At 51.9% G+C, this 24,149-nt stretch carries 21 protein-coding genes; 13 read left to right on the forward strand and 8 right to left on the reverse strand.

The features are described from left to right. Positions 1–81 precede the first annotated feature (81 nt). Positions 82–1,311, forward strand: coding sequence for a 4-hydroxy-3-methylbut-2-enyl diphosphate reductase (locus tag BLX24_RS11990; protein ID WP_071503384.1), 1,230 nt, complete (start codon positions 82–84; stop codon positions 1,309–1,311). Here the strand turns inward: BLX24_RS11990 and BLX24_RS11995 are convergent. Then, complete coding sequence (locus BLX24_RS11995) at positions 1,308–2,930, reverse strand: glycoside hydrolase family 10-like protein (protein WP_374755003.1); 1,623 nt, start codon at positions 2,928–2,930, stop codon at positions 1,308–1,310. The two genes, BLX24_RS11990 and BLX24_RS11995, sit on opposite strands and share 4 nt — an antisense overlap. Before the next feature lie 115 nt (positions 2,931–3,045). Continuing rightward, a complete protein-coding gene (locus tag BLX24_RS31680; RefSeq protein ID WP_218160690.1) occupies positions 3,046–3,189 on the reverse strand; it encodes a DUF2256 domain-containing protein in 144 nt (47 codons plus the stop codon). A 62-nt stretch (positions 3,190–3,251) separates the two neighbouring features. Here BLX24_RS31680 and BLX24_RS12000 point away from each other — a divergent pair, with 62 nt between their 5' ends. Together BLX24_RS12000 and BLX24_RS12005 are read left to right on the forward strand one after the other, a co-directional pair. Further along, positions 3,252–3,542 carry a TIGR03643 family protein gene (locus BLX24_RS12000; RefSeq protein WP_071503386.1) on the forward strand — a complete coding sequence of 97 codons (291 nt, stop codon included), beginning with the start codon at positions 3,252–3,254 and terminating at the stop codon, positions 3,540–3,542. 176 nt (positions 3,543–3,718) lie between these two features. Continuing rightward, complete coding sequence (locus tag BLX24_RS12005; RefSeq protein ID WP_071503387.1) at positions 3,719–4,189, forward strand: Lrp/AsnC family transcriptional regulator; 471 nt, start codon at positions 3,719–3,721, stop codon at positions 4,187–4,189. Between the two features lie 55 nt (positions 4,190–4,244). Here the strand turns inward: BLX24_RS12005 and BLX24_RS12010 are convergent, their stop codons facing one another. Then, positions 4,245–5,462, reverse strand: coding sequence for a tetratricopeptide repeat protein (locus BLX24_RS12010; protein ID WP_071503573.1), 1,218 nt, complete (start codon positions 5,460–5,462; stop codon positions 4,245–4,247). Positions 5,463–5,635: 173 nt separating this feature from the next. On the opposite strand from BLX24_RS12010, the gene hpt reads away from it, so the two are divergent. Together hpt and BLX24_RS12020 are read left to right on the forward strand one after the other, a co-directional pair. Then, on the forward strand, positions 5,636–6,178 hold the full coding sequence (gene hpt / locus BLX24_RS12015) for a hypoxanthine phosphoribosyltransferase (RefSeq protein ID WP_071503574.1): 543 nt from the start codon (positions 5,636–5,638) through the stop codon (positions 6,176–6,178). A 3-nt stretch (positions 6,179–6,181) separates the two neighbouring features. Then, positions 6,182–6,574, forward strand: coding sequence for a VOC family protein (locus tag BLX24_RS12020; RefSeq protein WP_071503388.1), 393 nt, complete (start codon positions 6,182–6,184; stop codon positions 6,572–6,574). Here the strand turns inward: BLX24_RS12020 and moaA are convergent. Then, entirely contained in the window at positions 6,571–7,551 is a 981-nt protein-coding gene (moaA, locus tag BLX24_RS12025) for a GTP 3',8-cyclase MoaA (RefSeq protein ID WP_071503389.1), read from the reverse strand. The genes BLX24_RS12020 and moaA overlap by 4 nt on opposite strands. A 32-nt stretch (positions 7,552–7,583) precedes the next feature. Between moaA and BLX24_RS12030 the strand changes: the two genes are divergently transcribed. Next, complete coding sequence (locus BLX24_RS12030) at positions 7,584–8,204, forward strand: ABC transporter ATP-binding protein (RefSeq protein ID WP_071503390.1); 621 nt, start codon at positions 7,584–7,586, stop codon at positions 8,202–8,204. Positions 8,205–8,306: 102 nt separating this feature from the next. Continuing rightward, positions 8,307–8,753, forward strand: coding sequence for a DUF4920 domain-containing protein (locus BLX24_RS12035; RefSeq protein ID WP_071503391.1), 447 nt, complete (start codon positions 8,307–8,309; stop codon positions 8,751–8,753). Between the two features lie 96 nt (positions 8,754–8,849). Here BLX24_RS12035 and BLX24_RS12040 read toward each other — a convergent pair whose 3' ends face one another. Beyond that, positions 8,850–11,039: a penicillin acylase family protein gene (locus BLX24_RS12040; RefSeq protein ID WP_071503392.1), complete on the reverse strand. Its 2,190-nt coding sequence runs from the start codon at positions 11,037–11,039 to the stop codon at positions 8,850–8,852. A 115-nt stretch (positions 11,040–11,154) separates the two neighbouring features. Here BLX24_RS12040 and BLX24_RS12045 point away from each other — a divergent pair, with 115 nt between their 5' ends. Beyond that, positions 11,155–11,784, forward strand: a complete 630-nt coding sequence (locus BLX24_RS12045; protein ID WP_071503393.1) for a hypothetical protein — start codon at positions 11,155–11,157, stop codon at positions 11,782–11,784. On the opposite strand, the gene BLX24_RS12050 is transcribed toward BLX24_RS12045, so the two are convergent. After that, a complete protein-coding gene (locus BLX24_RS12050) occupies positions 11,748–12,974 on the reverse strand; it encodes a retropepsin-like aspartic protease (protein WP_071503394.1) in 1,227 nt (408 codons plus the stop codon). The genes BLX24_RS12045 and BLX24_RS12050 overlap by 37 nt on opposite strands. Positions 12,975–13,089: 115 nt before the next feature. Here BLX24_RS12050 and BLX24_RS12055 point away from each other — a divergent pair, with 115 nt between their 5' ends. From BLX24_RS12055 to BLX24_RS12070, 4 genes are all read left to right on the forward strand, one after another. Then, positions 13,090–14,379: a metal-dependent hydrolase family protein gene (locus BLX24_RS12055; RefSeq protein ID WP_071503395.1), complete on the forward strand. Its 1,290-nt coding sequence runs from the start codon at positions 13,090–13,092 to the stop codon at positions 14,377–14,379. A gap of 193 nt (positions 14,380–14,572) precedes the next feature. After that, the gene (locus tag BLX24_RS12060) at positions 14,573–15,658 is read left to right on the forward strand and encodes a saccharopine dehydrogenase family protein (RefSeq protein WP_071503575.1); all 1,086 of its coding nucleotides are present in this window, start codon (positions 14,573–14,575) and stop codon (positions 15,656–15,658) included. 232 nt (positions 15,659–15,890) lie between these two features. Further along, on the forward strand, positions 15,891–17,234 hold the full coding sequence (locus tag BLX24_RS12065; protein ID WP_071503396.1) for an MFS transporter: 1,344 nt from the start codon (positions 15,891–15,893) through the stop codon (positions 17,232–17,234). Between the two features lie 28 nt (positions 17,235–17,262). Continuing rightward, entirely contained in the window at positions 17,263–18,756 is a 1,494-nt protein-coding gene (locus BLX24_RS12070; RefSeq protein ID WP_071503397.1) for a tagaturonate reductase, read from the forward strand. Positions 18,757–18,857: 101 nt separating this feature from the next. Here the strand turns inward: BLX24_RS12070 and BLX24_RS12075 are convergent, their stop codons facing one another. Then, complete coding sequence (locus BLX24_RS12075; protein ID WP_071503398.1) at positions 18,858–20,126, reverse strand: MFS transporter; 1,269 nt, start codon at positions 20,124–20,126, stop codon at positions 18,858–18,860. Positions 20,127–20,222: 96 nt separating this feature from the next. Next, positions 20,223–20,960, reverse strand: coding sequence for a LytR/AlgR family response regulator transcription factor (locus BLX24_RS12080; RefSeq protein WP_143092650.1), 738 nt, complete (start codon positions 20,958–20,960; stop codon positions 20,223–20,225). An 83-nt stretch (positions 20,961–21,043) separates the two neighbouring features. Here BLX24_RS12080 and BLX24_RS12085 point away from each other — a divergent pair, with 83 nt between their 5' ends. After that, positions 21,044–24,085, forward strand: a complete 3,042-nt coding sequence (locus BLX24_RS12085) for a histidine kinase (RefSeq protein WP_071503400.1) — start codon at positions 21,044–21,046, stop codon at positions 24,083–24,085. Positions 24,086–24,149 lie beyond the last annotated feature (64 nt).

The following is a 24,149-nucleotide window of genomic DNA, read 5'->3' on the forward strand; positions in this document are numbered from 1 at the left end:
TTTATCTCTCTGTTTATAATGAAGCAGGTTATTTGTCAAGGCCTGCATAGAGCGTAAGCGCAGGATCCATTCAGCATCGTCATGAAGTCTTTCAACATTCCCAGGCATTACCGTAGTGCCGTTATTACTCCAATCAAGGAATTCCGCCGGAAACGTGATAAGCTGAAACGTGATTTCACGCCGACCGAATTAGATTTCGGACCGGTACGGGTACTGATTGCCCGCCACTTTGGTTTTTGCTACGGCGTTGAAAATGCGGTCGAAATTGCCTATAGGGCCATTGCCGAGAATGAAGGCCGCCGACTTTTTCTGCTGAGTGAAATGATTCATAACCCCGACGTCAACGCCGACCTGATTAGCCGGGGAGTGCGCTTTCTGATGGATACCCATGGCAAACAGTTGATCCCCTGGGAGGAGCTTACGGCCGATGACGTTGTGATCATTCCGGCATTCGGGACTACGCTGGAAACCTATGCCCGCCTGCAGGCCATCGGTCTGGATATCGAAAAATACGACACGACCTGCCCGTTTGTGGAAAAAGTGTGGAATAAAGCCAGCCAGATCGGCAATAAGCAATATTCTGTGGTTGTCCACGGAAAACCAAGCCACGAAGAAACGCGGGCTACGTTTTCGCACAGTAAGGAAGCCGCCCCGACAGTGGTGGTCAAAGACATGAAACAGGCGCAGCATCTGGCAAAGTTTATCACCGGTGCTTTACCTGCCCAACAGTTTTACACCGACTTTGCAGGTCAGTATTCTGAAGGATTTGATCCGTCAGCCGATTTAAAGCGTATCGGCGTAGTAAACCAGACAACCATGCTCGCCTCGGATACTCAGGGCATTGCCGACTATCTGAAAGGGGTTATGATAGATACCTACCAGCTAACGCCGGATACTGTCGACGAGCATTTTGCCAATACCCGGGATACCTTGTGTTATGCCACCAACGATAATCAGGATGCGACCTATGCCCTGCTCGGTTATCCGGCTGATTTTGCTATCGTAGCAGGCGGTTATAACAGTTCGAATACCTCGCACATTGTCGAACTCTGCGAGGCGAAGCTTCCAACCTACTTTATCGAATCAGACCAGAAAATGTTATCGGCCGACCTGATCCGCCATTACGACCTGCACACCAAACAGGAGATAGTGACGGAAGCCTTTATCCCGGAACAGGAGCAGGTAACCGTGTTGTTAACCTGCGGTGCTTCCTGCCCCGACGCCGTTGTCGAGGGTATCCTGATGCGTCTGGTCAGCTTTTTCCCGGCCGCCCGACCTATCGAAGAGGTGATGGAAAAGGTAACGGATTAGTTAATCCAGACCTGAATTTCCCTGCTTTCGTTGTGCAACCGGTCAAAGGCAGTCACAATGTAGGTATATTTCTTTTTCGGATCGGCCGTACGATCAATGAACCGGGTATTGTCTTCGCCGGGGCAGATAGACAGAATACGTTCCGGATTATCTGTGCGGTATTGCCGGTAACGGCCTTCAAAGCGGTAAACGACATAATAACTTGCCAGGTCGCCGTCTCTCGCCTCGTCCGGCGATTGCCAGTATAGTTCAACACCCTGATCGGTCCGTGCGGCTTTCAGGTCACGTACCGGCAGCGGCGGAATACTGTCGATCCAGGTCATTGGCGGCACCAGCGCCGGGTATTTATACAGGCTGGTCTGAAGCGAATCCCGCACACCCATACGGTTGGTGGTCAGCGATTTCGAGCTAAAATAAATACTGCCGTGAACCGGTCCGCGCGCTGCCGCCAGCGCGCTGTTGCGCAGGTATCTGATCTGAGACGGCATCTGTGCCGGATCCATCCAGGCCGGGTCACGTTCGCGGGTATTGCCGAGCCGGTAAGCCCCATGGCCAATGTACAGGTGACGGCCAATGCTGTTTTTTGCCCACCAGTCGACCAGCACTTTATACGGCGCGCGGCTGAATTCGGTGGTGAAATAAACCTGCGGCACAATGTAATCGACCCACCCCTGACGTACCCATTTACGGGTATCGGCATACAGCTCATAATACGCCTGACCGCCGGTAGTTGCCGAACCATCGGGATCACTCTTCACGTTTTTCCAGATACCGAACGGGCTGATCCCGAACTTACAGTAAGGGTTTACGGCTTTTACGGAGTCGCGCAGCTCCAGTACCAGTTTATCAACATTGCTCCGGCGCCAGTCTTCCTTACCCATTCCGTTGTAATATTTCCGGTAAGCTGCATCATCCTTAATGGTCTGACCGGCAATGGCATACGGATAAAAATAATCGTCGAAATGGATACCGTCTACATCGTAGTTCCGCACGATATTCGCTACAATACCGGCCACATACGTACGGACTTCCGGCAAACCTAAGTTAAACAGCTTCCGGTCGCCATAGGTAATAAACCATTCCGGTTTCCGGTAGCTGATATGGTCGCTGGCAAGGCTGGCGGTTTTACCGAACGTTCCCCGGTCGAGGTTCAGCCACGCGTGAAACTCCATGCCACGGCTATGTGCCTGGTCAATGATGAACTCCATCGGGTCATAAAACGGATCGGGAGCTTTCCCCTGCTTACCGGTCAGCCACTCCGACCACGGTTCTGGTCCTTCGGCATAGAATGCGTCGGCGGCGGCCCGCACCTGCATGATAACGGCATTCAGGCCTGCCTGCCGGTGCATATCCAGAATCGAAATCATTTCCTGCTGCTGCTGTGAAGTAGGCAGTCCTTTTTTACTGGGCCAGTCAATGTTTTGTACCGTAGCGATCCATACCGCTCTGAACTCCCGTTTCGGCGAGGCGGGCACCGACATATCCGGCATTTCGTAGGCAACGGTATCAACAGGCGGCCTGGGCCTGGTTGCAGCTACCGACGAAGCTGACCGGGGCGGCGTCACCGGCGGCTTTTTGGCTACGGGTTTGGTAGCAGCCGGCGGTGTTTTTACAACCACTGGTGCCCGGCGCGAATGACACCCGATCGCAAGAAGAAGTGTTGAGAAACAAACAAAAAAAACAGTTGCCCGAAACATGAAAAAAGCGAATTAGGCTACAAAAGTACGGGATTAATTACTTTTTGCCTTCCCGCCGGCAACGATCACTGCAATAGATTACCTGCTCCCAGTCCCGTTCCCACTTTTTCCGCCAGCTAAAAGGACGTTGACAAACAGGACATACCTTCACCGGCAAGTCTGACTTCTTACGCATTTTCATACTCTGCTTCCTGAACGTTTTATTTCGCTAAACCTTACCCTGCGGCCAATGGTTTAGTCTCCATGAAAACACAGCAGACTACCCTCCTGACTGACGACGAGATCGACCGGATTATTGAAATGGCCTGGGAGGACCGGACACCCTTTGACGCCATTGAGGCACAGTTTGGCCTGGCCGAACAGGAAGTCATTGACCTGATGCGACGCGAAATGAAACCATCGTCGTGGCGCATGTGGCGAGCCCGCGTACAAGGCCGTAAGACTAAACACCGGGCCACATCGGCCGTTGATGATCAAACGTTTAAATGTACCCGACAACGGCAAATCAGTCATAATCAGTCGAAAAAACGTTGAGAATGACATTTTGGCATCTAAATGTTTTCGCTTAATTTTGTCGCGCAATATTTGGGTAAATCTAAATTTCTATTCAAAAAATAGTAAAAAAACCCAAAAATTTAAAATTTTTTTTGGAAAGGTGTAGTTTTGTAAAAGACGTGCTAAACTACTTACCTTAGCGTACAACGAAGACTATGTCAAGCTCAAAGTTAGACCAAATCGACCGCAAGGTTCTGGATATTCTGCAATCAAACGCCAAGATAACCAACGCTCAACTATCAAAGGAAATCGGCCTTTCGCCGGCCCCGACCCTGGAACGGGTTAAAAAGCTGGAAACCTCCGGTATCATCCAAAGCTACCACGCACAACTCGACCGCGAAAAAGTGGGGCTGGGCGTGACTACATTTGTGATGGTAACCCTGGTAGGCCACAAAAAAATGGTGACCGATTCGTTTGTACAGCGGGTTAACGAAATCCCTGAAATTATCGAGTGCCACCACATTACCGGCTCGGGTGATTTCCTGCTGAAGGTTATTTCAAAAGACATCAACTCGTATCAGAAGCTGATGCTGGAAGTAATCAATGAGATCGAAGAAGTGGCCAGCACACAAACCATGGTGATTTTATCGACCTTCAAGGAAAGTAAGGTAATGCCGATTCCTTGATCTGTATATAGCTTATGAAAAAGGGCCATTTGCTGTAAATGGCCCTTTTTCGTGTTTAATCCCGACGTTTCCGCCGCTCATCCCTGCGCGACTTTTTACTGTCTTTCAGCGCCTTCTTTGCTTCCTCATACTGACTTGATTTCTTATCGGCCGAATCGAGCACTTCCTTGTAGTACGCTGTCGCCTGATCATAATTTTTTTCATCGGTAGCAATCTTCGCCAGTCCGGTCAGCGACGACCAGTAATACCCTGCGTTGGTGGCCTTGATCTGCTTTGCAAAATCAATGGATTGTTGGTAATACTGTTTAGCGACCGCCGTATTCCGGTAAAAATTATGATTTATGTAGGCCAGAATATAGGCTGCTGTCCGGCCACTGACGGCCTCATACCCGGCCTGGCTCCTGGCAATTTTTTCCAGAATCCGTTTTGAGATCACCTCGGCCTCATTCAACCGCCCGCGGACAAACGCCGAACGGGCAAAATACCGCTCAAAAAAAGGATTTTCAGGATATTGCTCAGTCATGTACTTTGCCAGATCATAGGCCTTGTCATACTGATTTTCCATGCTGTAAATCTGCAGCAGGAAATAACGTGCCTCTGTGCGGGTATAAAAGGCGTTGTTCGCCGTCTTTTCCAGTTGCTGAATACCCGCGTTTTTATCGCCTTTCGGGAAAAACATCAGGATTGGTTTCAGCAACGGATAGTTTTGCGGAATCCACTGGGCATAATAGTTATACAACCCGTCGCCAAAGAGCAGTTCAGGGCTGATATCGCCGTTGCCCTTGCACTTCTCAAAATATTTCAGAGCATTTTTACCGGCCAGCGTAGCCTTCGCCCATTTCTTCCGCTCTGAATACAGACGTCCTTTGAAGGCATAAGCGGCAGCGAGGAAAAACGAAGGCTCTACTTTATTGTCGCTGTCATCATACAGTTTTTCTGCCAGGGTAATTGTGCTGTCCATATACGCCAGACACCGGTCATCGTAATCTTCAATGTCGGTGTTGGGTACTATTTTCCACCACTCAGCGAGGCCCATCAGAAAGTAGGGCATCGGATGTTTCGGGTACCGGACCTTCAGCCACCGGAATTCCTTATCGGCTTCATAAAATTTATAGTTATACAACTGGTTAATGGCTTCGGCCGATTCCAGCTGCACACCGGGGTGCTTCAATAATCCATCGTATTTTTTATCAAAAGCCGACGGATCATATAACTGTGCCTGAGCCATATAGCCCAATACGATTAATAAAACCGTCAAACTGAACTGCTTCATTTTCTTTGTCATTTAGCTACGCTGCTGAACGTTCTCTGCGCCTTACCTATAACGGTTGCCACATCTTTTTATGTGCGACCTTTCCATTAACGTACAAAGCCGGCGATCAGTTTACCGTTCATAAAATTTACGAAAAAGTTGCCTTACCATGCCCGCCCGCCGTACCTTTGCTCATGCCTACAGAAAAGATAACGATCAAAGATAAGTCGTTTGTGCCGTTTATTCCGGCCGAAGCCATTCAGAACCGCATCACACAGCTGGCTCAGCAGATTAATGAAGACTATGCAGACAAACAGCCACTGGTTATTGGTATCCTGAACGGATCCGTACTGTTTGCGGCAGATCTGCTCAAAAAACTGACGATTCCCTGCGAAATTGCCTTTGTCCGGGTGTCTTCCTATCAGCAAACCAGCTCAACCGGCGCAGTAAAACAAATTCTGGGCCTGACCGAACCGGTAAAACACCGCGATGTGATTGTGGTGGAAGATATTGTCGATACCGGTCTTACCATCAATGATATACGCAAACAGCTGCTTGCCGGGGAACCGGCGTCACTCGCCATTGCTACGCTTCTGCACAAACCCGATGCCCTGAAACAGCCGGTTGAGCTGCAATACGTTGGTTTTGAGATCGAGAATAAATTTGTGGTTGGTTACGGACTGGATTATGATGGGCTGGGCCGTAATACCGCGGCGATCTACGTGTTAAGCGAATAAACCATGCAGCAAAACATTGCGTATGTTGCGCTCGTAGTCACTGATTACGATGAAGCCATTGCATTCTATACCCAAAAACTACACTTCACGCTGCGGGAAGACACCGTTCTGAGCGAGACCAAACGCTGGGTGGTTATTGCTCCGCCGGGCACAACCGGCAGCGGCATTCTGCTGGCCAAAGCCGCCAATGAGGAGCAACAGTCGCGCGTGGGCAACCAGACCGGTGGCCGTGTCTTTCTGTTTCTGCACACCGATGACTTTACCCGTGACTATCAGAATCTGCTTGATCATGGCATCACCATCGTTCGCCAGCCCGTTACCGAGGTCTATGGCACGGTAGCAGTCTTTGCTGATTTATACGGAAATTTGTGGGATTTAATCGGGCCGGAGCGTTAACCCCCGATCGTCGCCATTGATTCGGAGACGGGGGCACGGTTCTGCTCCGCTTCGAAACCATTGGCCGGGCGGCTGGCAAAGGCCTGCTTAAACGCCTCCACCAAATCTGCATCCGTCGCGCCTGAGCGCATCAGGTCACGGACGTTCAGGACACCACTGTCGTAGAGGCAGGTTTTCAACACGCCCTGCGCAGTCATACGGATACGGTTGCAGCTTCCGCAGAACGTACGGCTAAAGGCTGCAATGATCCCGACAGTACCCTGGTAGCCCGGTATCTGATAATCATTCGACGTGGAGAAAGGCCCGTCTGTCAGTTTATGCAGATCCGGGTAAAACGATTTCAACTCCGTCAGAATCCGGCGGTGTGTCCAGTTCAGGACCGGATAGTGTGTCCCCTCTCCGTTGAACGGCATTTCTTCGATGAACCGCACTGCCACGGGCTGATCACGGGTTAGTTCGGCCAGTAACGGAATGTCTTCGATGTTCTGCCCTTCCATCACCACCGCATTGATTTTTACCTCAATGTTATGCGCCAGCAGTTCATCCAGTGTACGTAGTACGGCTGGCAGTTCATCACGGCGGGTGATCTGGTGAAAGCGCTGACGATCCAGTGTATCAATACTCAGATTGACCGATTTCAGACCCAGTCCGACCAGTTCTGACACGTGCGGCGCAGTCAGTACGCCGTTGGTGGTCATAGCCAGTTCCGTCAGGCCGTCAATAGCCGACAACGCCCGCATAAACGCCATCAGCCCGTTGCGCACAAAGGGCTCACCGCCCGTAATCCGGACTTTATTAACCCCCAAACCGGCCAATATCCCGACCAGCCGCTCCATTTCTTCAAATGTAAGCAGTTGTTTTTTCGGAAGATAGCGGATGCCTTCTTCCGGCATGCAGTAAAAGCAACGCAGGTTGCAGCGGTCGGTAACGGCCAGCCGCAAATAGGTTATCGGGCGATTATGGTTATCAAAAAGCATGAGGTACAAGCAAGTTAGCTTAATTTTGCGGTATGCTGACCGTTACAGCCGAAGACATCGGCAAAAAATATCGTCGCGAATGGATATTCCGACACGTTAACCTGACATTAACCGCAGGAACAAGTTACACGTTTGTTGGTCCCAACGGAAGTGGTAAGTCCACGTTTCTTCAGTTAATTTCGGGCGTAATGCCTGCCACTGAAGGGAAATTAGCCTATCGCCTCGGCGATAAAACACTTTTACCCGACGACTGGTTTCGGCAAGTTAACATAGCAGCCCCTTATCTTGAACTGATCGAGGAATTAACCTTGCAGGAGTTACTGACCTTCCACCAGACATTTAAGCCATTTAAAGCCGGTATGGCCACCGGTGAAGTGATGGAGCGGATGTTTCTGAGCCATGCCCGCAACAAGGAAATCAAATATTTTTCGTCGGGTATGAAACAGCGGGTAAAACTGGGGCTGGCCTTTTTCTCTGATGCACCGATGGTGATTCTGGACGAGCCAACCGCTAACCTCGACCGGCAGGGGGCCAACTGGTATCTGGACGAGGTACAGCAGCTCGGCGCCGACCGCTTGCTGCTCATTGGCTCCAACCAGCCGGAAGAGTATGCTTTCTGCCCGCACGTACTGAGCGTTATGGAGTGGAAATAATAATTCCGGCAGCGTGAAGGGCAACGTTCACGTATGATAAAGCACCTGTGTTTTTTTGGAACATAGCTTGTATATTTACCTTACGAAAACTTCTGACACACAATGAAACACATTCTTGTACTGGTATTGGCCCTTGGCATTACACTGACGGCTAAAGCACAGAGCTACCACGGTAAAAAAATTACGGACAACGGCGCCATTCCTGCCACAGAGCTGGCAACGAAAATGGGCGAGAAAAAAGAACTGACGACCAAAGTGGAAGGTACTGTCGATCAGGTCTGCAAGGTAAAAGGTTGCTGGATGACCGTAAAAACGGCTGACGGCAAAACTATGCGCGTTACGTTCAAAGATTACGGCTTTTTTGTTCCTAAAGACATTGCCGGTAAACAAGTAGTATTCGAAGGGGTAGCCCAGACGACAACGACACCGGTTGCCGAACTGCGTCACTATGCCGAAGACGCGGGTAAGAGCAAAGCTGAGATCGAAAAAATCACGGAGCCGGAAAAGGCGCTGACATTTGTTGCTGATGGCGTAATCGTCAAGAAATAAGCCCCTGTGCGGTAAGCATTCCTAGGTAGAAAAAGGGCGACCACGTGGGCAGAAAAAAGGGCGACCACGTGGGGTCGCCCGTACGGGTGAGATGAATTATTCGCCGGGGTGGTATGTTTTTTCGACGTGTTGCTGAATGTCTTCGGGATAGAACCACACATCGCGGAAACGGCCCTGGCTGTACAGACTAGCCTGATCGGTGAAATGCGGCGATTTAGGATTGCTGTTCGAACCACCCGTGACCACGGCCCTCGCTTTTACCTTCCTGCCGAATTCAACCACGGCAACGAAGCTGTTGCCTACGTACCCGTAGCGCTTTTTCGTGTTTGGATATGACCGCGCCCCGAATGCCGCCAGAGAACCCCAGGCCGATGGCGTAAAACCGACAGCAATACTCGGTTTTGTATCATCGTATGTCTCCTGAATCTGACCCGTCAGGCGCTGGAAGCGGTTCATCTCGCCCCAGGCTACGTTCCACTTGCCGAAGTCGCGCTCAAATTCGTCGACCACCTCTGCCAGCGTCTGCATCTTTTCCTTTGCCGACGTATTATTAACCACCAGATCCGTCATGCCCAGATTATCGAGCCGCTGCCCGGCTGTGGCGCGCGGGCGGGCCATCCGCTGCATTTTTTCGCCCCAGACAATGGCCAGTGCGGTACCGACTGAGTTCACGCCGTAGTTTTTATCCCACGCCCGCAGCACCTCAATGGCCTTCCGGACATCAGCAGCCTGCTTGCCCGATAAATCCGTTACGTTTTCGTAGGCTTTCAGCAATGCCGGAATCAGCGCATCGAAGGCAGCCAGATGCGGATCGTTGGCGGCGGCAATGAGTGAGTCCAGCGTATACACCGGCTTACCAGCCAGCACCCGGGCGGCGTTGATCCCCCGGTAGTTTTCGGCATCGGGAGCCATATAAGCCGGAAATTTATCTTTTTGCGGACTGCTGCTACCCGACATCGTAAACGGCGTTGAATTACAGTTCTGAATCCAGCCCGTCGCCGGATTTTTTACCTGTACAATCTCCTCAACCGCATGCAAGCCCTTCCAGTCGGTTTCAGGATTGCTGCCGTCAACGGGCTGCTCCCAGTCGAATTTCGGATCACGCTTCGGCATGAAATTGCCGTGCCAGTAGGCAATGTTCCCCTTCCGGTCGGCAAACACCGTGTTGTTTGAGGCATTGCCGTTGAGCTTCATGACCTTTTTGTAGCCCGCATAATCTTTGGCTTTTGTCCGCAGATATGACTGCATCAAGGCGTTCAGGCCGTCGTTCATCATGCTCAACGCAATCCACTTGCCATCCTTCTCACCAACAACCGGCCCATGATGGGTACGGTAGATCGTGAACTCGCGCTGTTCAACCCCTTTGCCCAGTTTATAGGGTAACAACACTTTTTCGACCGTTACCGGCCGCCATTCTTCGCCGTATTTATAGACCAGTTTCCCGTCTTTTTTCTCAATCGTTTCCAGAAACTCATCCATCACATCGGCGTAGCTCGACGTATGCATCCAGCCGCAGTTCTGGTTAAAGCCCTGATAGATAAAAAACTGCCCCCATGTCACGGCACCGTATGCATTCAGGCCTTCTTTACTGACCATCTGTAATTCGGAACGGAAATAAAATGACGTATGCGGGTTAATCAGCAGCAGGGCATTTTTGGTCGCGCTTTTCGACGGTGCAATGGCAAAACCATTCGACCCGACCGACTCCCGCTCGTAGTGGCTCTCGAAATCATCAGCCTGCGACGTTTTACGGTTTTCGTAAAAGGCCTTTAACCGATCGGTTGAGACCGCGCTGATGTTGCCGCCGATACTGCCTTCACTGAACATCAGCGGCATCCACGGTTTAAAGCGTGTCAGTAGCCGGGGTTTCACCTGTGGATGGGTATGGAGGTAATAATTGGCTCCGTCGGCAAAGGCATTCAGGAGCTTTTTCATCCATGCCGGACTTTTCTGGTATTGCGCAATGGCCATGGTGCTGTCCATAAAAAGCCGGGCGCGGAGGTCATGGTACAGCGCGCCCTCACCGTCGACCTCCGCCATGCGGCCGATAGCGTCGATGTAATTGGCTTCGACCCGCGCGAAATCGTCCTCACACTGGGTATATAACGCACCGAAAACCACATCGGCGTCGGTTTTGCCGTAGATGTGCGGGATGCCCCATGTATCGCGCGTAATGGTAATCTGACGAGCTTGTTGTTGCCAGTGGGCCACTTCATCAGCGCTAAACGACTGGGCCGTGGCTATCCCTGCCGACAGCAGCACACCTAAAAGGGAAAGGACTTTCATTAGTTCAGGCTTGTAGTCTGTTATGAGAAGGCTAAATATAAGCCTTCGGGCCGTTTTAGCAGGTAGAAAGGCACAGATAAATTATGTATATTTGTTTAAACCAGTTTATGCATTTATGGCTGTTGCACCCAAACCAAGTATACTGCCGGAGGAACAAATCCCTGATTATCTGATCTACGAAATCATGGACGGGAAGCCTGTGTATTACCGGGATTATCAGGCCGTACTGAACAAAACCAAAACGCTGGATGACATTATGGGGTGTAGCTCGTTACAGGCTGAAATCATCAGCTACCTGCTGGGAATCATCTACCGCTTTATCGACACCAGAAAATACCGTGTCTATTCCAATGAAATCGGCAATCACATTGACAAGAATAACAACCTGTCAAACGACATTGCCATTTTTGACAAGAACATTCTGACTGCAGATAAAATCAATAAAAAGTACCCTGACGTTCCGCCTAAGCTGGTCATTGAGATCGACACGGAGGCCGACGTATCAGCGTTGACGAACTTTGGCTATATCTATAAAAAAACGAATAAGCTGCTTGGCTTTGGCGTTGAACGGATCATCTGGATATTAATTGATATTCAGGCTGTTCTGGTCATTGAGTCAGGCCCTGACGGCGTTTCCGGCAACTGGCAGGTGCGCGACTGGAACATGGATATTGAGCTCATGGACGGACACACCTTCAACATAGCCCGTTATCTGGATGAAGAGGGAATTACTGTCGGGGAGTGAACAGGGTTCGGCTCATAATGAAAATGATTGTTCAGGGCATCAATCGTTAAACGGCCTGTATTGAACAGCTTATTAGAAATTATCCCATCTTCCCGAATGCCGATGTTGAAGTTTTCGTGCTTTGTAATCAGAACTTTATTAGCCGTAAGCAGAGAATGGCTAACCGAAAGACGATAGCGCTTTACTATTTTATCCCAAAACAGACCGGCTTGTCCTAAGGCAAAACCAAACCGTATCCGCCGACGGGTAGTATAGTCATTGAGCTTTTTCAGGCCATTGTTTGATAGCTCTAAACCGTTTGACCCCGAATCATAGAACAGATTTAGCCGTTGCCCTTCGTCAGTTTCAACAACCATAAACGGTTTAAGAATACCAAAAAGATTCTTGTCGGCCGTAGCGTCCGGTCTGGACTGGCGGACAGTGAGCGTACTGGTTTTAAAATCAATAGTATACGCAACCTGCTGTAAGATATCCCATCCAATTACGCCGTCTACCCTTAAACCCGGCATGCTTTTGTTTAAGCGGAGAGCTAAAAAATTGTGGAGGTCAAAAGGGCCAATTTTCAGCGAGTCGATAAAACAGGCTGGAACACTCAGCGAACGATTAAGCGCGTTTACCACTTCAATTCCCGGCAACGGTGACAGGTGCAACTCATCCGCTAATTGTTGGGTAATGGCCGATTTGGTAAAGCCCGTATCCAGCATAAACTTCCGGGGCTTTCCGTTGATGATTACAGTCAGAAAAACATGACAACGACTTTTTCGATGAATCCCAACAGGGAGCGTTACGCTGTCTTCCTCCAGCGTAACGGTTAGTTGCGGCCTGGCGGCCAATAAGCTGGCCAGGGTATATTCCGGTGGCTTAACCTGTAGTTCGTCGGCAAAAGTGACTAGCTCCCGGTATTTGGCCCGCACAAAGTAAAAATCATTGAAGAGATAACTCTGAGCGACTGTATGTAATGGGTGATTAATCTGTCGGGCTACTTTCCGCAACAATGGCTCCGCAGCATTATACCGTCGGTACAATGTATGCTCGATGGCTTTAATAAAATCAGTTGAAGGCGTGTCCAGGCCGGCGTAATTAATTTGCTCAAACCGAAAGTTGGCAAGTGCCGTTGATGGGTCTACAGATTGCGCCGCCATACTAAAGGCAACAAGGGCAAGGCAGAAAATGAGCGTAATAGTTTTCATGAGGCAATCGGATTACGGATTTTGGGATTTTGCCCCAATCTACACGCCTGGCCGTTTGAAATCCCGTTCACCTCCAATAAATTGCATGGAATAACCTAAACAATTCCCTCTAACAATGAAACATCGTTACCTGCCAGTACTTATTCTTACCGGGCTAAGCCTGTTTGCCACACCCTTGTTTGCCCAGCGCACCCTCATTCATTGCGGCAACCTCTTCGACGGCGTCCGGAATGACCTCCAGCGCGACGTGACCGTTGTCGTGGAAGGCAACAAAATTACCGGCATCCAGAAAGGCTTTACCGCAGCCAGCGGCGCTGATAAAGTCATTGATCTGAAGAATAAAACCGTGCTGCCTGGCCTGATCGACATGCACGTGCACATTGAGAGCGAAACCCGCCGGGGTGGCTCCTACGACCGCTTTACGCAGAACGTACCCGATGTGGCGTTTCAGGCGGCTAAACACGCGAAAGTAACGCTGATGGCCGGTTTCACGACGGTGCGCGATCTGGGCGGTTCAGGCGTTAATATCTCGCTCCGGAATGCAATTAACCGTGGGCTGGCCGAAGGCCCGCGCATCATGACCAGTGGTAAATCTATTGCCACCACCGGCGGCCACGCCGACCCGACCAACGGGTTCCGCCGCGACCTGGCCGGTGATCCGGGACCAATCGACGGTGTCATCAACGGACCGGACGAAGCCCGTAAGGCTGTTCGTCAGCGGTATAAAGAGGGCGCTGATGTGATTAAAATTACCGCGACCGGCGGGGTACTGAGCAACGCCAAGGACGGTCAGGGCCCGCAGTTTACCGACGAAGAAGCGAAGGCCATCGTGGAAACCGCCAAAGATTATGGCATGAGCGTCGCTGCTCACGCCCACGGTGCTGAAGGTATGAAACGGGCTATCCGCGCCGGTGTAACGACCATCGAACATGGTACGCTGATGGACGATGAAGCCATTGAGCTCTTTAAGAAACACGGTACCTACTACGTGCCGACCATCATCGCCGGCCGGACCGCCGCCGACTCGGCCCGCATCATGGGCTATTATCCGGCCCTGGTGACGCCTAAAGCATTGGCCATTGGCCCGAAAATTCAGGCAACGTTTACGAAAGCCTACAAAGCCGGGGTAAAAATCGCCTTTGGTACCGATGCCGGGGTTTACCCGCACGGCTACAACGCCAAGGAGTTTGAATACATGGTTGAAGGCGGTATGCCGCCGGTCGAGTGCCTCAAGGCCGCCACCGTTGTCAACGCCGAAGTGCTGGGCATGAAAGACCAGATCGGAGCGATCGAAACCGGCAAGCTGGCCGACATCATCGCCGTTGACGGCAACCCGCTGCAAGACATCAAAACCCTGCAACAGGTCAAATTTGTCATGAAAGACGGTAAGGTGTACAAACAGTAGAAACGCATACAGGCATCTCATTTATCACCTGTTTGTTGCACCAAAAAAGCGAGCCCCCACCGGTCTCGCTTTTTTGGTGCATATACAATAAACAGACGGTTCTTCATACTCGGTTTAAGGACAAAACCCGGATAAATTATAAGCTTATCTGTATATTGCTTACCAAATTCATTGCAAACTAGTAAAGCTTATGATCCAGAACGTATTAGTTGTCGGGCTGGGTAAAGTAGGGTCTCTGGTAGGTGTATTGCTTGGCCGCAAGTTTTCGGTAACGGGCTTCGACAAACACCAGCCGGCCTACGAAAACCTCCCCTTTCCGACGCTTCAGGGCGACATTTCCGATGCAACCGCGTTCGAAAAAATCCTTCAGGGATTCGACGCTGTGGTTTCCTGTCTGCCCTATTCCCTGAACTTGCCGATTGCGCAGACTGCCCATACACTTGGTGTTCACTATTTTGACCTTACCGAAGACGTTCCGACAACCAATGCGATCCGCGACATGGCCAAAACCGGCACATCGGTTATGGCCCCGCAATGCGGCCTCGCGCCGGGCTATATCGGTATCGTCGGGGCAGACTTAGCCAACCGTTTCGACCGCCTGCGCGACATCGAACTGCGTGTGGGGGCCCTTCCCCAAAACCCGAACGGCCTCCTGGGCTATTCGTTTACGTGGTCACCGGCAGGTGTTATCAACGAATACCTGAACGACTGTGAGGTCATTCAGAACGGTGTCCGGAAATGGGTGAGTGCCCTCGACGGGCTGGAGGTGATTAATATGCATGGCATGGAGTTCGAAGCCTTTTCGACGTCGGGTGGCCTGGGCACCATGTGTGAGACCTACGAAGGACAGCTAGACACGCTCAACTACAAGACGATCCGCTATCCCGGCCACGCGAAGCTGATGCGCTTTCTGCTCTATGAACTTATCCTGAAAGATAAACGGGAACTGGCCGAGCAAATCCTGACCGAAGCCAAACCGCCGGTTCAGGATGATGTCGTCTACGTATATGCCGTTGTCGAAGGCTGGAAAAACGGGCAGCTGAAACGCGAAGAGTTTGCCCATGCCTACCACCCGATTGCCCTCGAAGGGCGGCGGTGGCGGGCGATTTCGTGGACGACAGCCGCGTCAGTAGCGGCCGTGGTGGAACTGGTTGCCGATGGCCGTTTACCGCAGCAGGGTTTCCTGAAGCAGGAAGACATTCCGCTCGATGCATTTCTGCAAACACTTAACGGCTCTATCTATGAAGCCGCTCACAAATCACAGGTAATGACCCTGTAAGATTGGACAGGCTGACGGGATTGGCAGGATAGTTTTCGTTACTAACTCCTGTCAACCCCGTCAGCCTGCCTGCTAAAAACGCCGTTTCTGTGCGATTTACCCCATATTCTGTGTCTTTTTAACCACATCAGCCAGGTAGCCCAACCTATCCGGACGCCGTCTTCTTCTTGTCACTCCATCAGTAAAACGGTACAGGTTTCCGCTTTGGATGTAAGGATTGCCCTTCTTTTTCATGCAAAATACCGCGCCCACCGGCACTTATCGCTGGCGAATTGTTGCCGTTTTATTTCTGGCTACCACGATCAACTACATCGATCGGCAGGTTTTGTCGTTTACGATGACCGACGAGCTGTTCCGGCGCGAAATGCTCGGCCTTGGTCCCGACGACCTGTTGACGCCGGAAGCCATCGACCGGTTCCGGATTCAGTATGGTGATGTGGTGGCGGCATTCCAGTTTACGTATGCGCTGGGCCTGCTGACCATCGGCTACCTGATCGACCGGATCGGTACCAAGCGCGGATTTTCACTGGGCATTCTCGTATGGAGTATTGCGGGCGTTATGACCACCTTCGTACAATCTATTTCGGGACTAGCACTGGCCCGAACCGTATTGGGTATCGGAGAAGCCGCCAACTTTCCGTCGGCGATCAAAACGGTATCTATCTGGTTCCCGAAGCACGAACGCTCCTTTGCCAACGGCCTGTTCAACGCCGGCACCAACGTCGGTATCATCCTGACCGCCCTGCTGGTTCCGTACCTGATTCTGCACTTTGGCTGGCGCAGTTCGTTTTTCGTAACCGGTATTCTGGGCTTTTTCCTGCTCATCCTGTGGTGGCGTACCTACACGCGTCCCGAATACAGCAATGCCGTTTCTCCTGCCGAACTGGCGTACATCCGGCAACGGGACGACAGCCCGCAGGCTCCCGAAAAAATTTCATGGCTTAACCTGCTGAGTTATAAACAAACCTGGGCTTTGGTGATTGGTAAGTTCCTGGCCGATCCGATCTGGTATTTCTACATGATCTGGCTACCCGACTTTTTTAAGTCAAACGATGCCCTTGACCAGAAACTCGACCTGAGCAGCTTCGGTCTTCCGTTCCTGATCATCTATGTGGTATCCGACGCGGGCAGTATTTTTTTCGGCTGGCTCAGTACCCAGTTCATGCATCGGGGCTGGTCGGCTAACCGGGCCCGTAAAACCACCATGCTCATCTGTGCGCTGTGTGTACTGCCGATTTTTACCGTGGCCCAGACTCATAGCCTTACCATGGCCATTGCCCTGATTTCGCTGGCGACGGCCGCCCATCAGGGCTGGTCGGCCAACATGTATACGTTTGCTTCGGATTTATTCCCGAAAAGTGTCGTCGGCTCGGTTATGGGCATCGGCGGCATGTCGGGAGCGGTCGGCGGTATTCTGCTGGCCCAGCAATCGGGGCGAATAATTACAGCTTTTGGCTATTTGCCTATGTTTATTATCGCAAGTTGTGCTTATTTAGTAGCGTTGATTATTATACACTTTTTATTGCCGAAGCTGGAGCCGGTAAGTGCAGAAGAGTTAGCAGGTGCAGCTGTCTAATTTTATGCCCTCAATTCGTATGTTGACTATGACCAAACTTAATCGTACAACCCACCCTGTTTCCTCAAACCCGGAACGTGTGTTACAATTCGGCACGGGCGTCCTCCTGCGCGGACTTGTTGACTATCAAATTGATAAGGCCAACAAACAGGGTCTTTTCAATGGTTCGGTTGTCATCGTTAAATCAACGGGCGGCACAACCGATGAGTTTGCCCAACAGGATAATTTATATACCGTTGCCGTTCGCGGCGTACGGCAGGGGCAAAGTATCAGTGAAAACACGCTGGTAACGTCGGTAAGCCGGGTACTATCGGCCCAGACAGCATGGCGCGACATCCTGAATCTGGCGAAAAGCCCGAGCCTGCGGGTCATTGTCTCGAACACCACAGAGGTCGGTTTACAGTATGTAGAAGAGAGCATTTTCCAGAATCCTCCCCAATCATTTGCCGGTAAACTGACGGCGTTTCTGTACGAGCGGTTTAAGGATGTAGGCGGGTCACGGAACCGTGGCCTGGTGGTCATTCCAACAGAACTTGTGGTAGACAACGGCTTGAAGCTGCGTGATCTGGTCGAACGCTTAGCGGCTCACAACGAATTGGGTAAGCTCTTCAGCAAATGGCTTAAATTCCACGTCCGCTTCTGCAACTCGCTCGTAGACCGCATTGTCCCGGGCAAACCGGAAGCGGGTATCAAAAAACAGATTGAAGAGGAGCTTGGCTACGAAGATGATCTGCTGACGATGACGGAGCCGTATCATCTCTGGGCCATCGAAGGCGACGACCGTGTGAAAGAAATCCTTTCGTTTGCCGGTGCCAACCCGAATACCATCGTGATCGACGAAGATATTACGTTTTACCGCGAGCGTAAACTCCGCGTCCTGAACGGCAGCCATACCATCAGCGTACCGCTAGCCTACCTTCTGGGCCACGAAATTGTGCTCGACATGATGAATGATCCGTTGTCGAGTCAGTTTATCCGGGAGGTAATGCAGCAGGAAATCGTGCCGACGGTCCCGGCCGACGATGTAGCGCTGGTAAAAGAGTTTGCCGACGAAGTGCTGGACCGCTTCCGGAATCCGAGCATTGAGCACCTGTTGCTGAACATTACCGTTCAGGAGTCGGCTAAAATGCAGGCGCGGAATGTAACTACCCTCCAGCGTTATTACGAACTCTTCAACAAAGTACCCGACCGGTTTGCCCTTGGCTTTGCGGCTTACCTGCGGTTTATGAAGGTAACGCACGAAGATAAAGGCACCTACTACGGCGAAGTGGATGTAGCGGCCGGTCTGCTGAATTATCCGGTTAAAGATGACCGGGCCGCTTATTACTACGGCATCTGGCCTGCTGTACAAACCAGCGACGAAGCATCAGTACGGGCCTTTGTGGAAAAGGTTTGTTCGGATAAAGACTTCTGGAAAGCGGACTTATCGGCCCTGCCAGGCTGGGTTGACGCGGTATCCGGTTATTTGTATAAAATGCTCAACAAAGGCGTCCGTGCGACGGTGAAAGAGGCATTGGCATAACTATCATATAGAGACGCAAAATTTTGCGTCTCTACTACGGTGCATAAAAAGAGCGGCCACCTGACAGCAGGTGGCCGCTCTTTTTATCGGGGCGAAAGCTCCTATTCCTCCAGGTAATTCAGATCCTTGCCGTGCGTTTCCGGAATGGTCAGAATCGAATAAAAGCCAAGTACAAAGGCCATCAGGCCCACCAGCGCACCGGCATTGATAATATCCATGGATGGTTTGAACGCCTGATAGGTCAGTGTCATCGGAATCACCAGCCCACGCACCATGTTCGGAACGGTTGTGGCCGCCGTAGCCCGCAGGTTGGTACCAAACTGTTCGGCGCCAATGGTCACGAACATGGCCCAGTAGCCGATGCCAAAGCCCAGCACCAGGGCTGTTCCGTACAGCGTAGCGGCGCTTTTCAGACCGCCGTACAGATAAAACAAGCTCACTGCCAGGGTCAGCCCCATCAGCAACGACACCGCCTTTTTGCGCGAGTGAAGGGCATGACTGATGACCCCGCTCGACAAATCGCCGAAGGCCAGCCCGACGTATGTCCACATAATCGTCAATCCGGGCTTGATTGGCTCTTCGATACCGAATGCTTTTCCGAACTCATTGCTGAATGTTGCCAGAATACCGATCACAAACCAGGTCGGCAGGCCGATACCGATGCATTTCAGATAGCGCGACAAGCGGTCTGTACTCGTAAAAAAGGCCAGGAAGTTACCCCGTTCAACGTGCCGCTGCTCGGTTACGTTTTTAAACATGCCGGACTCAATCACCCCAACCCGCAGCAATAACAGGCCGATGCCCATCAGACCACCCACGAAGAAGGCCATCTTCCAGTCAAAAAGCTCAACCGTGAAATACGCCACTACGGCTCCGAAAAGTCCGACACCGGCCACCAGCGAGGTGCCGATCGCCCGCAGTTCTTTCGGTAATACTTCAGATACCAGCGTGATACCCGCCCCCAGCTCGCCCGCCAGACCGATACCGGCGATGAACCGCATGTAGGCATAATAATCGGTCGGGTCCATGAACGTCACATCGGCAATGAACCCGCAGGCAATGTTAGCCAGTGAATAGGTAATGATACTGCCGAACAGAACCGACAACCGTCCTTTTTTATCACCTAACACACCCCAGATGATGCCCCCAATGAGCAGGCCACCCATCTGCCAGTTCAGAATCCGGGTACCTACGTCCGAAATCTGCTCACCACTCAGACCCAGATCCTGTAAGCTGGGGACACGGACAATACCAAAAAGTAATAAATCGTAAATATCAACGAAGTAGCCCAGTGCTGCGACAATTACCGGCAGGCTGATTAAATGTTGGGCAGTACTTTTGGTTTTGGGAGTAAGGGTAGGAACAGCCATTCGGGGTCGGATTGAGTTTTGCTTTGATTGAGTACAATAATACAAAATGACAGAAATCCGGCCGAATGACCAAATAAAACCGCCGTAATTTCTCCGTTAACCTAAACGGGCCAGAAATTCCTGCTTGCGGCGGCGGGCAACTTCCACCTCACTGCCATCGGACAGAATAACGCTCCCGCCCTCACCGCGAATGTATTCAGTCAGGTGTTGCAGGTTAATCACAGCCGCGTGATGAATCCGGAAAAAACCCTGTGTGTCGAGCAGGAGCTCATATTCTTTCAGGGTGCGGGTGGCCACCAGCTGCCGCTTGCCGGTGAGATGAAAGATCGTATAATTCTTATGGGCTTCGAGATAAACCACATCCGCCAGCGGTACAAACAACATCCCGCGTGCCGACGGGACGGCTATTTTTTGCAGGGAAGCCGGGGATTGATTTTGCTTTTGGTCGGATACCTGCTGGCGCTGCTCCCGTCTTTTCTGCCGGAAGCGCCCGAGTGCCCCTGCCAGCTCGTCCTCATCAACCGGTTTCAGCAAAAAATCAAACGCATAGGCCCGTAACGCCGGAATGGCATACTGCTGGTAAGCCGTCGTAAAAATAATTTCTGCCCCGTATGCACGGACACGCTCCTGAAACGTAAATCCATCCATGCCCGGCATTTCTATATCCAGAAAAATCAAATCGGGTTGCAATCGTTCGACGGCCAGCAGGGCTTCCTGCGCTACGCAATAGCGGCCCAGAATCTCAATATCAGAGGCGACAAAGCCTAGTTTGGCCATAAGCGCATCAAGGCTTGGCTGCTCATCATCGACTAAAATAGCGGTAAAAACTGCCACAGATCCTGTGTATTAGTGAGTACTCCGAAATATAGCTATACTTACGGGAAGTTCAGGTGTACCCGATTCCTTTCCCTCGTCTGATGCGTCTTTTTGTGCTAGTCTGTCTGTTTTGCTGTGTTCTGACTGCGTCGGCCGATAGCCGGTTCCGGCACCTGACCGTTGAGAATGGTCTGCCCAGTAACACGACTGACCTCATTTTCCGCGACTCACGGGGATTTGTCTGGATTGGCACCAACGCCGGACTGGTTCGGTTCGATGGCAGCCGGACCCGTACTTACCTGACCGAACTCGCCGGCAAATCAATCAATGCCATCCACGAAGATCAGTCCGGCAACCTGTGGATTGGTACGGGAGGCGGCCTGTTCCGGTACACCTATACCCGCGACCGGTTTACGCTGATTCAGCTGCCCGCCGGGCTCACCGGATTAACTGCCGGGTGGATTGCCCCCTTTTACATTGATAACCAGCAACAGCTCTGGTTTTTTTATCCGGCGAAATGGGCAGTATTTACTCTCAACATCCGGACCTTACGTGTCCTGTATCGCAGCCCGGGCACCGAACTGACAGACCGGCTCATTCCGTATCCCCAACAGCCGTTTCAACCCCTGAAAGTTATTTACAGCCGGTCAGATCAGGGCGGAATCGTTAAACGAAGCATCCGGAACGGGCAGGTTCTTCAGCCGGAGCTCTTTTTTAATCCTTCCTCAGTAAAACGGCCTGCGCCCGTTTTTTCTTTTTCCTACTGGCTTGTGCCCGAAAACGACAGCATCGTCTGGGCGGGTGGCGATGCAGGGTTGATCCGGCTCAATACAGCGAATGCACAGTTCAGGCAGTTCAGACCTGCGCTGTCTCCGACAGGCACCATCAATCACCTGACGGCCTTTGGTGACCATCAACTGGCCGTCAGCTCATCGGGTAGCGGATTGTTACTTTTTAACACAAAAACACGCCGTTTTTACGCCCGGTTCAGTGTGCAGCGCGCCAATCAGCTCAGCATTGCCGGAGATAACGTAAACCGAACGTTTGTCGATTCGGCGGGCCTTATTTTCTGTTCGCTGAACAATGGACGCGGGGTAAGCTATACGTCCCTGCAACCCACTCCTTTCCGGCAGGTTTACGGACAACTACAGGCCGCAAACCTTCACCTGCCCGATGAGACCGTCAGTGCCGTTTGTCAGGCCGGAGCAACAGGCCTGCTGCTGGGTACGCCTTACGGTCTGGTGTCGGTAGCACAAACCGGCCATCCCGCAAAGCGGTTAAACCGGCTTCCCGGTATTACCAGTCTGGTACCTGTTGACAAATTCTTTGTTCTGGCCGGTACCAGCCACGGACTTTTTCTGGCGCATACACAGACCGGCCAGCCAACACCACTGCCTTTTCCGGGCCATTTCCCGGCTGATCAGGTGTTTGCCATCGTTCAGACAGGCCCCGGCTCCTGGTGGATCAATACCTATTATGGCGCGTTCAGCCTTACGCTTCATCCGGACCGATCCTTTTCCTGGCAACCGATTGACTTCGCTGATATACCAGGCGCGGCCGTCGTCAATACCGCTGCTTATGTCGATCCGGAACAACGAACCATGTTTGTACTGAGTGAATACGGCAACCTGATTTACACCTTCCGGCGAACGGATGCAGGCAGGTGGAAACGGGTGGCCAAACAACGGATTGATCTCCTCGGACAACAGATTACCTCCGTCCCTAACGCGGCCGACTCACTTAACCTTGCCTGCGGACAAGGGATTTTCCGGTTTCATAAGCAAACCCTTCAGGGAAAACTATACCGGACAGCTCATCCCCTCAACGGTATCCTGACCAGTGACCGGCATACGTGGTATTTGTCGACAAACGGGCTGTATCAAGGTAATGGGCAGGGGCACTTAGTACGTTATTTTACCGGTGCAGACGGCATCCGGCCCGGCAACTACATACCGGCGGCGGCTATGCAAGAGACGGGGAAACGATGGTTTTTCGGCAGCCCGGCCGGTTTGTTTGCCTACCACCCGGCCATTAAACCCACTACCGCTACCGGTCATCCACAACTTACCCGGATGAGCATTGCAGACCAGGCAGATGCCGGCCAGATGGCCGCGATCCTGACCGGTAACGGCATTACCCTGACGCCCGGCCAGGAGGATTTTCTACTCGATTGGGTGATCCCTGATCCGATTGCCCCGGCCAGCCATACGTTCCGGTACCGGCTCGATGGGTATGACAAAAGCTGGCAACAGACCGGTAACCCGGCAACGATCCGGTATACCAACCTGCCCGCCGGTGATTTTCTGCTTCTGGTTGAAGCGCGGAGTGCATCCGGACAGCTTCAGGCCACCCGCCGGATTCCGGTACAGGTGACAGTTGCTTTTACGAAAACGCGCTGGTATCGGGCGTTGCTGGTATTTTTACTGCTTTTTACGGTTTCGCTGATTGCCTGGCTACGCATCCGCATCTGGCGCGACGAGCAGGCCAAAGCCGAACTGGCGCGCCTGCAAACCGAAACCGAGCTCCGGGCGCTGCGGGCACAGATCAACCCCCACTTCGTTTTTAACTGTATGAATACCATTGATGCTTACATCCTGACCGACCGCAACCGGCAGGCATCGCGGTTTCTGCAACGGTTTTCCAAGCTGATCCGGCTTACACTCGAAAACTCCGAAAGCCGGCTGGTTGCCCTGTCGCAGGAGATCCGGCTGCTTGATTTATACATCGGTCTGGAAGCCGAACGCTTCAACAATCTCTTCCGGTACCGGATTCTGGTGAGTCCGGAGCTGAACGAGCGTCCTTATCAGATTCCACCGTTGCTCGTGCAGCCATTTGTCGAAAATGCCATTCTACACGGTCTGCGCCACCTGCCTGACCCCTCGACCGGTGAACTGACTATTACGATCCGGCTTGCCGGTGAAACAATGCATGTCTGTATTCAGGATAACGGCATCGGACGGGAGGCATCCGCCCGGCTAAACGCCCAACGCCCCGAAGCGTTCCGGTCGATGGGGATGCATGTCACGGCAGGGCGGATAGCCGTTTACCAGCAACTGTACCGGCAAGCCATCCGCGTCGAAACGACCGACTGTGCGCCAGGCACCCGCGTTGATCTGTGGCTACCCGCCTTACTGCCTTCGTAAAGGCATTGTTCCGGCAAAAACTGTATTTATGTTTACTTTACTATAAATGAGACATAATCATGGA

The sequence above is a fragment of the Arsenicibacter rosenii genome (assembly GCF_001870735.1).
GTDB classification, from domain to species: domain Bacteria; phylum Bacteroidota; class Bacteroidia; order Cytophagales; family Spirosomataceae; genus Arsenicibacter; species Arsenicibacter rosenii.

Coding starts and splice junctions, on each gene's coding strand:
- BLX24_RS11990 (WP_071503384.1), top strand. CDS start 82: ATGAAGTCTTTCAACATTCCCAGGCATTACCGTAGTGCCGTTATTACT.
- BLX24_RS31680 (WP_218160690.1), bottom strand. CDS start 3,189: ATGAAAATGCGTAAGAAGTCAGACTTGCCGGTGAAGGTATGTCCTGTT.
- BLX24_RS12000 (WP_071503386.1), top strand. CDS start 3,252: ATGAAAACACAGCAGACTACCCTCCTGACTGACGACGAGATCGACCGG.
- BLX24_RS12005 (WP_071503387.1), top strand. CDS start 3,719: ATGTCAAGCTCAAAGTTAGACCAAATCGACCGCAAGGTTCTGGATATT.
- BLX24_RS12010 (WP_071503573.1), bottom strand. CDS start 5,462: ATGAAGCAGTTCAGTTTGACGGTTTTATTAATCGTATTGGGCTATATG.
- hpt (WP_071503574.1), top strand. CDS start 5,636: ATGCCTACAGAAAAGATAACGATCAAAGATAAGTCGTTTGTGCCGTTT.
- BLX24_RS12020 (WP_071503388.1), top strand. CDS start 6,182: ATGCAGCAAAACATTGCGTATGTTGCGCTCGTAGTCACTGATTACGAT.
- moaA (WP_071503389.1), bottom strand. CDS start 7,551: ATGCTTTTTGATAACCATAATCGCCCGATAACCTATTTGCGGCTGGCC.
- BLX24_RS12030 (WP_071503390.1), top strand. CDS start 7,584: ATGCTGACCGTTACAGCCGAAGACATCGGCAAAAAATATCGTCGCGAA.
- BLX24_RS12035 (WP_071503391.1), top strand. CDS start 8,307: ATGAAACACATTCTTGTACTGGTATTGGCCCTTGGCATTACACTGACG.
- BLX24_RS12040 (WP_071503392.1), bottom strand. CDS start 11,039: ATGAAAGTCCTTTCCCTTTTAGGTGTGCTGCTGTCGGCAGGGATAGCC.
- BLX24_RS12045 (WP_071503393.1), top strand. CDS start 11,155: ATGGCTGTTGCACCCAAACCAAGTATACTGCCGGAGGAACAAATCCCT.
- BLX24_RS12050 (WP_071503394.1), bottom strand. CDS start 12,974: ATGAAAACTATTACGCTCATTTTCTGCCTTGCCCTTGTTGCCTTTAGT.
- BLX24_RS12055 (WP_071503395.1), top strand. CDS start 13,090: ATGAAACATCGTTACCTGCCAGTACTTATTCTTACCGGGCTAAGCCTG.
- BLX24_RS12065 (WP_071503396.1), top strand. CDS start 15,891: ATGCAAAATACCGCGCCCACCGGCACTTATCGCTGGCGAATTGTTGCC.
- BLX24_RS12070 (WP_071503397.1), top strand. CDS start 17,263: ATGACCAAACTTAATCGTACAACCCACCCTGTTTCCTCAAACCCGGAA.
- BLX24_RS12075 (WP_071503398.1), bottom strand. CDS start 20,126: ATGGCTGTTCCTACCCTTACTCCCAAAACCAAAAGTACTGCCCAACAT.
- BLX24_RS12085 (WP_071503400.1), top strand. CDS start 21,044: ATGCGTCTTTTTGTGCTAGTCTGTCTGTTTTGCTGTGTTCTGACTGCG.